This is a genomic window from Pseudomonas sp. SZ40 (assembly GCF_052958135.1).
Window position 1 is genome coordinate 34,469 of sequence record NZ_JBQWIF010000002.1, and the last position, 13,893, is coordinate 48,361.

A 13,893-nucleotide genomic window follows, 5' to 3' on the forward strand; every position below is an offset into this window, starting at 1 on the left:
GCCATGAGGCCCGCGGCCCTCGCCCTGTGGGCAGGCGAGCTACGGACCATTGAAATTCGCTATGGTCAAAACCATCGATGCCCGGCGTGGTGCCGGGCATCGATGTACGCCCGAAGCTCGGGCGGGTGTTACACCTTGACGTTCTGGCGGATGTTCCAGCCGTACTTGACCGGGCCGCCGTCTTTGGCGCCGTCGGCTTTCTGCGGCTGATAGTCGACCAGAACCTGGGCGAAGTTCAGGGTGACGTTTTCGGTGAGGCGGTCTTCGCCACCGCTACCGCCAGTGCTGATGGAAGACACCAGGACTTCCTTCAGGGTGATGATCAGGTACTCGACCTGAGAATCGCCACCGGCCTTGCGGATGGTCAGCTTGGCTTCCGGATAATGCTTGCCGCTGGAGCAGGCCATCATCAGGTTGGGGCTGGACTTGTCGACGTACTTGGTCAGCGACAGATCCTGAATGTTGACCTTGCCGGCACCGCCGCCACCACCAACATGCATCGAGCCGGATTGGCTCATGCCCCAGCTCCAGGCCAGTACATCGACTTCGTCGGCATGGGTCTTGTCCTTGGACTCGCCCTTGACGTCGCCAATCTTGATGAACATATCAACAGCCATCATTCCTCCTTTCGTGGCTTTTGCCACTCTGTTTCAACTGCGTCCGCGAGAGCGGACGCCACAGTGACGAACCTCAGGCCCCCTTGGCCGAAGGCAGTTTGGATACCAGGCGCAGCGACACGGTCAGCCCTTCGAGCTGGTAGTGCGGGCGCAGATAGAACTTGGAGCTGTAGTAACCGGGGTTGCCCTCGATTTCCTCGACCACCACCTCGGCTTCGGCCAGCGGGTGCTGGGCCTTGGTGGTTTCGGTGGAGTGCGCCGGATCACCGTCGACGTAGTTGAGGATCCAGTCCTGCAGCCAGCGCTGCATCTCGTCGCGTTCCTTGAACGAGCCGATCTTGTCGCGCACGATGCACTTGAGGTAGTGAGCGAAGCGGCAGGTGGCGAACAGGTACGGCAGGCGCGCCGCCAGGTTGGCGTTGGCGGTGGCGTCCGGATCGTCGTACTCGGCCGGCTTGTGCAGCGACTGGGCGCCGATGAAGGCCGCCAGGTCGGTGTTCTTCTTGTGCAGCAGCGGCATGAAACCGTTCTTCGCCAGTTCCGCTTCGCGGCGGTCGGAGATGGCGATTTCGGTCGGGCACTTCATGTCCACGCCACCGTCGTCGGTGGGGAAGGTGTGCGCCGGCAGGTTCGGCACTTCACCGCCCGACTCCACGCCACGGATGCGCGAGCACCAGCCGTACAGCTTGAACGAACGGTTGATGTTGACCGCCATGGCGTACGCCGAGTTGGCCCAGGTGTACTTGCTGCTGTCGGCGCCGTCGGTTTCTTCCTCGAAGGCGAACTCTTCGACGGGATCGGTCTTCGCACCGTACGGCTGGCGAGCCAGGAAACGCGGCATGGTCAGGCCGATGTAGCGCGAGTCCTCGGAGTCACGCAGCGAGCGCCAGCCGGCGTACTCGGGGGTGGTGAAGATCTTGGTCAGGTCGCGCGGGTTGGACAGCTCCTGCCAGGAACCCATGCCCATGACTGTCGGCGAGGCGGCGGAGATGAACGGCGAGTGCATGGCCGCGGAGATCTTGGCGATTTCGCCGAGCAGTTCGACGTCGGGTGGCGACTGGTCGAAATAGTAGTCGCCCACCAGGCAGCCGTAAGGCTCGCCGCCGAACTGACCGTATTCCTCTTCGTAGAGCTTCTTGAAGATCGGGCTCTGATCCCAGGCGGTGCCCTTGAATTTCTTCAGGGTCTTGTGCAGTTCGGGCTTGGAGATGTTGAGCACGCGAATCTTCAGCTGCTCATCGGTCTCGGTGTTGTTGACCAGGTAGTGCAGGCCACGCCAGGCGCTTTCCAGCTGCTGGAAGTCCGGGTGGTGCATGATCAGGTTGACCTGAGCGGTCAGCTTGGCATCGATCGCCGCGATGATCGACTCGATGGACTTGATCGCGTCATCGGAGATCAGGTCGGTCTTGCCCAGTGCGTGTTCGGCCAGGGTGCGTACGGCGGTTTCCACCGCTTCGCGGGCGCGCTCGGTCTTGGGTTTGAATTCTTGCAGCAGCAGCGAAGCGAACTCGCTGGTCTGTTCGGTGGTGGCCGCTTGCGCGGAATCCTGAATCAACTGGGCCATCGGGACGTCCTCTTAAGCTTGCGGCTCGTTGTCTTGGGGCTTGGGCGCGCTAGCCAGTGCCTGCAGCAGCGCCGGATCCTTGATCGCCTTGATGATCAGCTCTTCTGCGCCAGTCTTGCCGTCCATGTAGGTCAGCAGGTTGGCCAGTTGAGTGCGGGCTTCGAGCAACTGGTTCAGCGAGTCGACCTTGCGGGCGATGGCGGCCGGGCTGAAGTCGTCCATGCTCTCGAACGTGATGTCGAGGCTCAGGTTGCCTTCACCGGTCAGTGCGTTGGGCACGTGGAAGGCCGCGCGCGGCTTCATGGCCTTGAGGCGCGAGTCGAAGTTGTCGGCGTCGATTTCCAGGAACTTGCGGTCGGCCACGGCGGCTTGGGGCTCGGCGGGTTTGCCGGCCAGATCGGCCATCACGCCCATGACGAAGGGCAGCTGCACCTTTTTCTCGGCACCGTACAGCTCTACGTCATATTCGATCTGTACCCGCGGGGCGCGGTTGCGCGCGATGAATTTCTGGCTGCTGGTATTGCTGCTCATGTTGCTCCTCCTGTGCATGTGCACTGGCTTCGTCGGCCATAGGCCGGTAGCGATGTGCGTGGGGCTTCCCTGAAGATCCGCCGCACGTTAGTCGTATTCGGGGCCACGCAGGTTTTCGAACTGCGACATACCGTCGGGAATCAGATTGCGCACGATTTCCGCGAAGTCTGCGGTGACCAGCTTCTGCGCGCGCGTCAGTAAGACCGGCACCGGGCTGGAAGGTTCGTGCTGGGCGTAATATTCCAGCAGACGATCGAGCGTGCGCAGCACGTCGTCGCGGCTGGCTATGCGTCCCGGTGCTGCCGGCGCCTGGCGCGCTGTGTGTTCTGCTGCACCCTGCGAAGGCTGTTCGTCGGCCTGCTGGTAAGCGTCATCGGCAAATGATGAGTCGTTGCCTGCGGCGGGTGCCTGGTCGTTGAAGATCTGCCGAGTGTGGCGCAGTACCTGCTTGAGCACTTCGAGGTTGGCACTTTGTGCCGAGCCGACCCGCTCGCTGAGCAGGCCCTCGATATCGGCCAGCGCCGCGCTGGCTTCGTCGAGGGCGGTGCGGGTGCTGTCGAGCAGCTCGGCATCGGTGTCGAGGAAGGCGCCGCGCAACTGGTCGGCGGAGAGCGTCTCGCTGGAGAAACGCTGCAGGTCCGCGGCGTTCAGGGCAGCACGGATGCTCACCGAGCCGAAGGCGCGCGAGCGGGTGATGCTGGCTTCGCGCAGCAGGACGATCACCGGCTCGGCGCTCAGGGCGTTGAGGGCGTTGATACGGATGGTCGGGTCGTTGTCGTCGTCGGCGTCCAGCTGCGGATAGACACCGTCCCAATACTGGGTCAGCAGCTCACGAACCAGCGTCAGGCTCTGTGCCAGGCCGCTCAGGCCCTCGAGGGCGATGGCGCTCTGCAGGTACAGGTTGGCGAGGCGCAGATCCTTGCTGCGGGCGAACAGTTCGCTGGCGCGTTCGCGTACCTGACGCCAGTCCGGCGGTTCGGCGGCGATGACCGACTGGCCCATCTGGCGTTCCGGCTGGCCCAGCGCCAGGCGCTCCAGTTCGAGGAAATCGGCATCGTATTCGAGGTCTTCCCCGCATGGGTTTTCGTCGGATACTGCGTTGAGCAAGTGCGACACATCCACCACGTCAGGTGCTCTCCATGTCAGGCCTGGAAGTCGAAATGAAGCAGTGACGGCGAGCTGCCCGTCAGACTGGATTCATCACATAAAGCGGCAAAATGCCACTATTCAGGCAGGGTTCGATGCTAATCCGGATCATTCTCCGAGTGCTCTCAGATCATTGTCAAGCGAGGGCAAGGCGGTAGAAACTGTCATGAGGCACAGTATTTCCTTCTTCTGTGCAGTGACTCACAACCGCTTCGAAATATATGCCCGCTTGGGCATTGAACAGTATTGGCCAAGGGCAAAAAATAGTGCGTTTGGCATATCGACACCCCTCGAAGAACATGGTTTTTTTACCGCACTGCAAGGAGCCGCAATGCCGCTGCGTCTGGTCATCACCACCTATCACAAACTGACGCCCGGACAGCGGGCCGAGGTCGAGCTCGATCGGGGTGAGCTGAAAATAGGGCGCAGCGCCGGTAACGATTGGGTGCTGCCCGATCCCGAGCGGCTGGTGTCCAGCCAGCACTGCGTGATCCAGTACCGCGACGGCATCTACTACATCACCGATACCAGTACCAACGGGGTGATCCTGCAGACCGCTGGTACGCGTTTGCGTCGCGGCAGCAGTGAGCCTCTGGAAGATGGCGAAGTGCTGAAGATCGGCGAATACGAGATCCGTGTGCAGATCAGCGGCATTGCCCTGGCCGCGGCGCCGGTAGCGAGCGGTAACGCCCCGGACGATCCGTTCAACAGCTTCGAGGCGTTGCTGAGCCGCAGTGCTCAGCCTCTCGAGATGCCACCGGTGAACGCCCCGGCAGCGCCCGTGAGCCCGACACCACGGCGTGATTCGCCATTCGATACCAAGCCGGATCTGTTCGACTTCCTCAGCCCTCCGGCAGCCGTGGCGCCATCGGTATCCGACCATGTGCCGGCCCAGCAGCACGATTTTCGCCCGCCGCGACCGTCACAGCCGCCACCTGCCGTGGTCGCGGCTCCTGCTGCGCCCGTCACCGCACCGGCTTCGGTGATTCCGGACGATTGGGACCCTTTTGCCGACCTTCGCGCCGCATCGGCAGCGCAGCCGATGCCCGATCCTTTCGCCGAACCGCCCAGTGTCGACGCCATGGAGGTGCCGGACCCGTTCGCCGAATTGCCACCGATGCCGGCAGTGGAAATCCCTCCCTTCGTCGTGGATGAGTCGCCGGTGCAGCAGGTCCAGCCGTTACCGCTTGGCGAGCCGGTCGCGGTGCCCCAGCCTGCACCTGCACCTGCACCTGCACCTGCACCTGCACCTGCCACGCCGGCTGCCATTGATGATGGCGAGTTGATGGAGGCGTTCCTGCGTGGTGCCGGCCTGCAGCATCTGCGCCTGGATCGTGCCGCGGCTGCCGCGCAGATGGAGGCCATCGGGCGCAGTTACCGGTTGATGGTCGAAGGGCTGATCGACGTGCTGCGTGCGCGGGCCAGCCTCAAGGGCGAGTTCCGCATGGCGCAGACCATGATCCAGCCCGTACAGAACAACCCGCTGAAGTTCGCGCCCAACGTCGATGAAGCGCTGTTGATGTTGCTGCGTCACGACAATCAGGCTTTCATGGCGCCCGATCAGGCGGTCGGCGAGAGTTTCGACGATCTGCGCGCCCACCAGTTGGCGCTGATGGCTGGCGTTCAGGCTGCCATCAAATATTTGCTGGCACGGTTTGAACCGCGCGAGCTGGAAGGGCGTCTGAACAAGCCGAGCGGGCTCTCGGCACTGTTGCCAAATGGCCGTCGTGCCCATTACTGGGAACTGTTCACCGAGCTCTACGCGACCATTTCCCAGGAGGCCGAAGATGGTTTTCAGGAGTTGTTCGGTCGTGAGTTCAGCCGCGCCTACGAGGAGCACATCGCACGCTTGCGGGGCCGTTGAGATCATTCGGCCCGCGCACTCGCGGGCCTGCTGCAATCATTGAGGAAGCGTTATGCCAAGGATTCTGACACTGCTGGTTTTCCTGTTGCTCGGCGCCTGCGCGTCCGGGCCGGAAAAGCCGGTACCCACCACCGTCGAGCTGCAGCTGCAGGCCAGCCGCGATCTCAACCCGGCGCTCGAAGGCGCCGCCGCGCCGGTATGGGTGCACGTCTACCAGTTGCGCAACGCCTCGACCTTTTCCCGTGCCGACTTCTTCTCGCTGGTCGATCGTGCCGACGCCACCCTGGCCGGCGAGCTGATCGAGCATGATCGTTTCGTGGTGCGTCCCGGCGAAAACCAGCGCAAGTCGCTGACCCTGGACGAGGCCACTCGCCACCTTGGCGTGGTCGTGGCCTATCGCGCCCTCGACCGTTCGATCTGGCGCCAGGTCATCGAAATTCCGGCCCATCAGGCAAGCGCCCTGCGCCTGCAGCTGGACGCCTATGCCATCAGCGCCACGCCGCTGACCCCTCTTGAGTGACTGGAGACCCGTTCATGTCCTGGAACAATCGTGTGGTTTGGTCGGAGGGGATGTTCCTGCGTCCGCAGCACTTCCAGCAGCAGGATCGCTATATCGAAACCCTGGTCGAGGGCCGCAACCATGCCTCGCAACCCGGTGCCTGGGGCTTTTCGCAATTGCTCATCGACAGCGCGCTGCTGACCCAGGGCAAGCTGGCGATTCTGTCCGCGCGGGGCCTGCTGCCCGATGGCACGCCGTTCAACATTCCCGAGAACGATGCGGCGCCGGCTCCGCTCAATATCGATGACAGCCTGCGTGACGGGGTGATCTACCTGGCCCTGCCGCTGCGCCGCGCCGGCGTGCGCGACACCGTGGAAAGCGGCGAGAGCCTGGGCTCGGCCCGCTATCAGAGCAGCGTGCACGAGGTCCGTGACGACAACGCCTCCCTCGAGAGCCGTGCGCCGGTGGCCATCGGCTCCCTGGCCCTGCGCCTGATCACCGAGCGTGACGGCCTCGACGAGCACGCGGCCATCGGTGTCGTGCGCGTGGTGGAAAAGCGCGAAGACCGCAGCCTGCTGCTGGACGATGGTTACATCCCGCCGCTGCTCGACGTCAGCGCCTCGCGGGCACTCTCGGCGTTTCGCAACGAACTGCTCGGCCTGCTGCATCAGCGTGGCGAGGCCCTGGCTGGTCGGGTGGTCGCCTCTGGTGCCGGTGGTGCGTCGGAAATCGCCGATTTCCTGCTGTTGCAACTGGTCAACCGCGCACAGCCGCTGGTGGCGCACCTGGCACGCATCACGCCGCTGCATCCGGAAGTGCTGTACCGCGAGCTGGTGGCGCTGGCCGGTGAGTTCGCCACTTTCACGGCCAGCGAACGGCGACCGGGCGAATACCCGGTCTATGAGCACGACGACCTGACCACCACGTTCGCGCCGGTGATGCTGGCTTTGCGTCAGGCGCTGTCGATGGTCATCGACAGCCGCGCGATCCCCATCCCCATCATCGAGAAATCCTACGGCGTACACGTGGCGATGCTGGCGGACAAGTCGTTGCTCGATTCCGCCAGCTTCATCCTGGTGGTCCGTGCGGACGTTCCGGGCGAGAGCCTGCGTGGGCACTTCCCGCAGCAGGCGAAGATCGGCTCCGTGGAGCACATCCGCGACCTGGTCAACCTGCAGTTGCCGGGCATCGGCCTGTTGCCCCTGCCGGTCGCACCACGGCAGTTGCCGTATCACGCCGGCTCCAATTATTTCGAACTGGATCGGGGCAGCGACCACTGGAAGCAGCTGATCCATTCCGGCGGTTTCGCTTTCCATATCGCTGGCCAGTTCCCTGGCCTGAACCTGGCCTTCTGGGCCATCCGAGGCTGACGCGCGATGACCATCGACGATCCATTTGGCGCCTTGCCCGGCCAGCCCGGCAAAGGACACGACCAGGCGGGCAACGACCGCACCATGATCATGCCGCGGCCAGGTGGCCGCGGCGCCGAGCCCTCGCGGCCGACCTCCGCCGGTTCGCCGCCGCCCGCCATGCCCAGTGCACCGCCACTGGCCGCACGGGGGCTTGGCCTGAATCCCATCGAGGCCGCCGCCGGGCCGATGCTGGCGCTGCTTACCCGCTTGCGCAGCACCATCTCCCATCCCGCGCCGGCCAGCCTGCGAGCGCAACTGCTCGGCTACCTGCGCCAGTTCGAAGACAAGGCGCGAGCCGCCGGAGTCGCTCAGGATGAGGTGATGCTGGCGCGCTACGTGCTCTGCACCGCGCTGGACGAGGCGGTGCTCAGCACGCCTTGGGGCAGCGCCAGTGACTGGAGCAAGCAGAGCCTGCTGATCACCCTGCATAACGAGGCCTGGGGGGGCGAGAAGGTTTTCCAACTGCTCGACCATTGCCTGCAGAACCCCCGCCAGCGCCTGAACCTGATGGAGCTGCTGTACCTGTGCATCAGCCTCGGCATGGAAGGTCGTTACCGGGTCATGCAGGATGGCCGCAGCCAGCTCGACGCGCTGCGCGAGCGGGTCAGCGCGACCATTCGCAGCACGCGGGGCGAGATCGAACGCGAGTTGTCGCCGCACTGGCGCGGTCTGGTGGTCGCCCGTGACCGCCTGCGCCAGTTCCTGCCGCCGTGGGTGGCGGTCGCCATTGGCCTGGCGATCCTGCTGTTGCTGCTGTTCGGCTTGCGCATGAAACTGGCTGCCGAAGCCGAGCCGGTGTTTCGCAATCTGCACGCCCTTGGCGACGTGCCGGTGCAGACCATCGACCGTCCGGCCCAGCAGCCGCGCGTCGTCGAGCGTCCACGCCTGGCTGGCTTCCTGGCCGAAGAGATTCGCGCGCAGAAGGTCGCGGTGGAGGACGCCGTCGACCGTTCCGTGGTGACCATCCGCGGAGATCAGCTGTTCGCCTCCGGGAGTGCCTCGATCGCCGATGACTTCCAGCCGCTGCTGCTGCGCATCGCCGAAGCCGTTCGCAAGGTCAACGGCCAGGTGCTGGTGACCGGGCACAGCGACAACCAGCCCATCGCGACGCTGCGATATCCGTCCAACTGGAAACTCTCTCAGGATCGCGCTCAGCAGGTGATGGACGTGCTGGCGGCCAAGACCGGCCAGCCTGAGCGCTTCCGTGCCGAGGGACGCAGCGACACCGAAGCCAAAGCTTCGAACGCTACGGCGGAGGGCCGCGCGCGTAACCGCCGGGTCGAAATCACAGTCTTTGCGGAGGGCGTCGAGTGAAGGCGTTTTTCGGTTTCATGGCCCGCTGGGTCATGCCGGTTTTGGGTTTGCTGGCGTTGAGCCTGGTGATCTGGTTCGTCGGTCCGCTGATCGCCATCGGCGGTTTCGAACCGCTGGCCAGCAGCACCGCGCGCTGGACCCTGATCATTTTGCTGTTCGCCCTGTGGGCGGCCTGGCGGGTGCTGCGCATTATCCAGGCGCGTCGCAATGCGGCCAGGGTCATGCAGGGCCTGGTGGACGTTGCACCGGACCCGACCAGCGTGGCCACCGCGGAAGAGCTGGCCACCCTGCGTCAGCGCATGGACGAAGCCCTGGGCCTGCTCAAGCGCGCCAAGCTGGGCGGCGGTGAGCGGCGCAACCTGTACGAGTTGCCGTGGTACGTGATCATCGGCCCGCCCGGTTCCGGCAAGACCACCGCGCTGGCCAACTCCGGGCTGCGATTCCCGCTGGCCGAGCAGATGGGCGGCGGCGCGGTACGCGGCGTCGGCGGCACGCGCAACTGCGACTGGTGGTTCGCCGACGAGGCCGTGCTGCTCGACACCGCCGGGCGTTACACCACTCAGGACAGCCATGCCGCAGTCGACAAGGCCGCCTGGCTGGGCTTCCTCGACCTGCTGAAAAAGCAGCGTTCGCGTCGGCCCATCGATGGTGCCTTCGTCGCCATCAGCCTGTCCGATCTGCTGCTCGGCAGCGAAAGCGAGCGGGCGGCGCACGCCGTGGCCATCCGCGCCCGTGTGCAGGAGTTGTATACCCAGCTCGGCGTGCGCTTTCCGGTGTACGTGATGCTGACCAAGCTGGACCTGGTGCCCGGCTTCATGGAGTTCTTCGACGGCCTGAGCAAGGAAGAGCGTGCTCAGGTCTGGGGCATGACCTTCAACCTCGACGATGGCAAGAGTGCCGAGGGCCCGCTGCAGGTATTTCGCAGCGAGTTCGATGCGCTGGAACTGCGCCTCAACGAGCGCCTGGTCGAGCGCCTGCAACAGGAGCGCGACCCTGCGCGGCGCGACCTGATCTATGGTTTCCCGCAGCAGTTCGCCGCGCTGCGTGAAGCGCTGGCCGGCTTCCTCGACGGCGTGTTCAAGCCCAACCCTTATGAAGAGCGCGTGCTGCTGCGCGGCGTCTATCTGACCAGCGGTACCCAGGAAGGCAGCCCGATCGACCGTCTGATCGGTGCCATGGCGCAGAGCATGAGCCTCGACCGTCAGCACCTGGCCCGTCAGACCGGTACCGGGCGCAGCTACTTCATCGAACGCCTGCTGCGTGACGTGGTGTTCGGCGAACGCGGCCTGGTCGGTGCCAACCCCAAGGTGGAGCGGCAGAAGCGCTGGCTGGCACGAGGCGTCATTGCAGCGAGCGTGATTCTGGTGCTCGGCACTGCGGCGGTATGGTTCGCCAGCTTCCGTGCCAACCAGGCCTACATCGCCGCCGTGGATGCCCGCGTGCAGCCGCTGCGTGGCGAGCTGCAGGCGCTCAGCCCGGCACAGCGCGACGTTCTGGCGGTGCAACCGCTGCTCAATGCCATCCGCAATGTCAGTGGCGATGCGCCGGGCTGGGCCGAGGGCTTTGGCCTCTACCAGGGCGACATGCTCGACAGCGAAGCGTCCAGCGTCTACCGCAAGCTGCTGATCGCGGTCATGGCGCCGCGGGTGCTGGCGCGGCTGGAAGAGCAATTGCGCACCGGGGGCAACTCGGACTTCCTTTACGAAGGCCTCAAGGCTTACCTGATGCTCGGCGAGTCCGAGCATTACGATGCCGACTTCATCAAGGCCTGGATCGCCCTCGACTGGGATCGCAGCCTGCCGCGGGATCTGCTGCCGGAGCAGCGCGAGGCACTGAATCAGCATCTGGCCGCATTGTATGACCGTCAGCCACCGGTGGTGCGCCTCGACGAGAATCTGGTCGAGGACGTGCGTCGGCGTCTGCAGCGGCTGTCCGTGGCGCAGCGCGCCTATGACCGGGTCAAGCGCCAGAAGCTGCCCGAGGGCATCGCGGACTTCCGTCTCAGCGATGCCGCCGGCCGTGATGCCGCGCTGGTGTTCACCCGCAAGAGTGGCAAGCCGCTCAACGAGCCGCTCAGCGGTTTCTATACCCAGCGTGGCTACCGTGAGGCCTTTCTGGTCGGCAGCGTCAGCCAGGCCGGTACCCTGGCCGAGGAGCAGTGGGTCCTCGGTCGCAGCCTGGACGATGGACAGGATGCCGCCGCTCTGGCGCTGGAGGTCCGGCGTCTTTACGTGCAGGACTACATGGCTCAATGGGATGCGCTGCTCGCCGATATCGACTTCGTGCCGGTGACCAGCGTGGCCCAGGCGGCGGACGTGCTGCGCGTGCTGTCGGGGCCGGCGTCGCCGCTGAAGAAGCTGCTTCAGGCGGTCGCCAAGGAGACCGATCTGCAGAAGGAGGAACGTCTGGTCGCCGAGAAGCTCAAGGCGCGTGGTGACGATACCGTCGACCGCCTCAAGCAGCAGCTCGGTTCCCTGGTAGGCCAGTCGGAGGAGGGTGTGGTCAATGCCCTGGCCAGCGAAATGGATCCGATCACCGCGCACTTCGCCGAACTCAACGGTCTGGTCGAAGACACGGACGGCCAGACGCCAGCCATCGATGCCCTGCTGCAGGACCTCAACGCACTCTATGTGCAGGTCAGCGCCATGAGTGGCGCCAGTGGCGAGGCACTGCTGGGCGAGTCGCGCAACCAGACCACGGCCGCTGCCGATCAGGTGCGCCTGAGTGCCGAGCGTCAGCCACCGCTGGTACAGGGGTTCCTCAAGTCGGTGGTCGGCTCGACCACCGGCACCATGATGGGCGGCATCCGCAACCAGTTGAATGCCGCCTGGATGAGCGAGGTGGTGTCGGTGTACCGCCAGTCCCTGGCCGGGCGTTACCCGCTGGACCGTGGCAGCAGCCGTGATGCGACCCTGGACGATTTCGGTCATTTCTTCGGCCAGGGCGGGGTGCTCGACAGCTACTTCCGCAAGTACCTGCAACCTTATGTGGATACCTCGGCAAGCACCTGGCGCTGGCAGCCCGGCGCTGCGCAGAAGCTCGGCATCGGCAGCGGCGTGCTGCAGACCTTCCAGCGTGCAGCGAGCATTCGCGAGGCGTTCTTCCGTTCCGGTGGTACCCAGCCGATGGTGCGCTTCGAGCTGAGGCCGGTGGCGATGGACTCCAGCATCGAGCAGTTCCAGCTTGACCTCGATGGCCAGCAGTTCAGTTACGACCACGGCCCGGCCAGGCCGGTCGCCATGCAGTGGCCGAGCAGCAACGGCACCGGGGTGGTACGTCTGAACATTTCGCCGGCCTCGGTCACCGGGCGTTCGGGGATCACCCTGGAGGGGCCCTGGGCCTGGTTCCGACTGCTCGATCAGTCGGATCTCGCCCAGGGGAATTCACCCGATCGATTCACCCTGCGCATGCGCGTCGACAACGCCAGCATTTCCAGCGAGCTGCGGGCCAGCAGTGCGTTCAATCCATTCCGCCGCCAGGTCGTCAGCGGTTTCACCCTGCCGGAGCGTCTGTGAGTAACCCGGGTTTCTACGGCAAGCTGGCCGTACGTGGCGATTTCATTCATCGCGGTCTTGCGCCGGGCTTCATCGAAGCCTGGGACAACTGGTTGACGGCTGGCCTCACCGCCAGTCGGCAAACCCTGGGCGAAGCCTGGCTGGATGCCTATCTGGTCAGCCCGCTCTGGCGCTTCGCGATCGCGCCGGGCCTGCTTGGCCAGGAAGCCGTTTGCGGGGTGATGATGCCCAGCGTCGACCGCGTCGGTCGTTACTTTCCCCTGACCATCGCCCTGCCGCTGCCGGCACAGACCGATATCGGTCACCTGCTCAGCGACAGCGACGACTGGTTCGAGCGTGCCGAGGCGCTGTTGCTCTCGACCCTGGAAGCCGATGCCGATGCCGATGCCTTCGAGCGCGGCGTAGGCACCCTTGGCAGTCCGCTGCTGGCGATCGGCAGCGCCCAGCGCCAGGATGCCAGCGGGGCGGCGATCTGGGCCGTGGATAATCCGCGAGCGCGAGGCCTGGCCCTGATGCAGCACGCCTGCAGCGGCGCCAGCCTGTGGTGGGGGCGCGGTTCCGAGCGTGTCGCGCCCGGCCTGGTGCGGTTCGCCGGCTTGCCCCCGGCCGAGGCGTTCTGTCGCCTGCTCAGCGAGTCCGCAGGAGGCGAGGCATGAGTCCGTCAAGCGTTACCCAATACCACTCGTCCAGCCATACCCACGTCGGCATGGTGCGCACGATCAACGAAGATGCCTGCCTGGATGCCCCGGACAACGGCCTGTGGGCTGTCGCCGACGGCATGGGCGGGCACGCCAGCGGTGATTACGTCAGCAGCCTGATCATCGACAGTCTGCGTGCGTTGCCGCCCAGCGCCGTCCTGAGCACCTATGAAGGGGCGCTGATCGACACCCTCGATCACGTCAATCAGCAGGTGCGCATCGAGGCCGAGAAGCGTGGTGGGGCGACCATGGGCAGCACCGTGGTGGTGCTTGCCGCGCGGGGTGCCGAAGCGCTGTGCCTGTGGGCCGGGGACAGCCGCCTGTATCGGCTGCGCAACGGTGACCTGCAACCGATCAGCCGGGATCACAGCTACGTTCAGGAACTGGTCGACAGCGGCCTGCTCGACGAAGAGGCGGCGCGCAGCCACCCCATGGGCAATATCGTCACCCGTGCCCTGGGCGTGCAGGATGACCTGCAGTTGGAAAGCGCACGCCTGGACGTGCGACCGGGCGACACCTTTCTGCTCTGCAGCGATGGCCTGAACAAGACGGTCGAGGATTACGAATTGCGCGAGGTGCTGGGGCACGAGGATCCGTACCAGATGGTGCGCAGCCTGGTACACCTTGGCTTGACCCGAGGCGCTCCGGATAATATTACCGCCGTGGTGATCAAGGCCGCCTGACGGGCTGGTGAAGACCTTGGCGAAGCAGGTGGTTTTCACCGGCTGGCCAG

General features: G+C 65.0%; 11 protein-coding genes. 7 read left to right on the forward strand and 4 right to left on the reverse strand.

Annotated features, from left to right (window positions below):
• Positions 1 to 128: 128 nt before the first annotated feature.
• From ACT9T4_RS02115 to tssA, 4 genes are all read right to left on the reverse strand, one after another.
• Entirely contained in the window at positions 129 to 617 is a 489-nt protein-coding gene (locus tag ACT9T4_RS02115; RefSeq protein ID WP_042553514.1) for an Hcp family type VI secretion system effector, read from the reverse strand.
• A gap of 73 nt (positions 618 to 690) precedes the next feature.
• Positions 691 to 2,181 carry a type VI secretion system contractile sheath large subunit gene (tssC, locus tag ACT9T4_RS02120; RefSeq protein ID WP_499115297.1) on the reverse strand — a complete coding sequence of 497 codons (1,491 nt, stop codon included), beginning with the start codon at positions 2,179 to 2,181 and terminating at the stop codon, positions 691 to 693.
• 12 nt (positions 2,182 to 2,193) lie between these two features.
• Positions 2,194 to 2,712 (reverse strand): type VI secretion system contractile sheath small subunit, encoded by a 519-nt coding sequence (tssB, locus tag ACT9T4_RS02125; RefSeq protein WP_042553512.1) that lies wholly within the window; start codon positions 2,710 to 2,712, stop codon positions 2,194 to 2,196.
• An 87-nt stretch (positions 2,713 to 2,799) separates the two neighbouring features.
• Complete coding sequence (gene tssA / locus ACT9T4_RS02130; RefSeq protein WP_042553511.1) at positions 2,800 to 3,837, reverse strand: type VI secretion system protein TssA; 1,038 nt, start codon at positions 3,835 to 3,837, stop codon at positions 2,800 to 2,802.
• A 352-nt stretch (positions 3,838 to 4,189) separates the two neighbouring features.
• Between tssA and tagH the strand changes: the two genes are divergently transcribed.
• Genes tagH through ACT9T4_RS02165 form a run of 7 tightly spaced genes read left to right on the forward strand, consistent with a single transcriptional unit; the run spans position 4,190 to position 13,843 of the window.
• Positions 4,190 to 5,722, forward strand: a complete 1,533-nt coding sequence (gene tagH / locus ACT9T4_RS02135; RefSeq protein ID WP_499115299.1) for a type VI secretion system-associated FHA domain protein TagH — start codon at positions 4,190 to 4,192, stop codon at positions 5,720 to 5,722.
• A gap of 52 nt (positions 5,723 to 5,774) precedes the next feature.
• Positions 5,775 to 6,242, forward strand: a complete 468-nt coding sequence (tssJ, locus tag ACT9T4_RS02140; RefSeq protein ID WP_042553509.1) for a type VI secretion system lipoprotein TssJ — start codon at positions 5,775 to 5,777, stop codon at positions 6,240 to 6,242.
• 14 nt (positions 6,243 to 6,256) lie between these two features.
• Entirely contained in the window at positions 6,257 to 7,591 is a 1,335-nt protein-coding gene (tssK, locus tag ACT9T4_RS02145) for a type VI secretion system baseplate subunit TssK (protein WP_179539620.1), read from the forward strand.
• Positions 7,592 to 7,597: 6 nt separating this feature from the next.
• The gene (locus tag ACT9T4_RS02150) at positions 7,598 to 8,947 is read left to right on the forward strand and encodes a DotU family type VI secretion system protein (protein WP_042553507.1); all 1,350 of its coding nucleotides are present in this window, start codon (positions 7,598 to 7,600) and stop codon (positions 8,945 to 8,947) included.
• On the forward strand, positions 8,944 to 12,462 hold the full coding sequence (tssM, locus tag ACT9T4_RS02155; protein ID WP_179539621.1) for a type VI secretion system membrane subunit TssM: 3,519 nt from the start codon (positions 8,944 to 8,946) through the stop codon (positions 12,460 to 12,462). Before ACT9T4_RS02150 ends, tssM begins: the two co-directional genes overlap by 4 nt.
• A complete protein-coding gene (gene tagF / locus ACT9T4_RS02160; protein ID WP_042552516.1) occupies positions 12,459 to 13,118 on the forward strand; it encodes a type VI secretion system-associated protein TagF in 660 nt (219 codons plus the stop codon). Before tssM ends, tagF begins: the two co-directional genes overlap by 4 nt.
• Positions 13,115 to 13,843, forward strand: a complete 729-nt coding sequence (locus tag ACT9T4_RS02165; RefSeq protein WP_179539622.1) for a PP2C family protein-serine/threonine phosphatase — start codon at positions 13,115 to 13,117, stop codon at positions 13,841 to 13,843. Before tagF ends, ACT9T4_RS02165 begins: the two co-directional genes overlap by 4 nt.
• Positions 13,844 to 13,893: the final 50 nt, after the last annotated feature.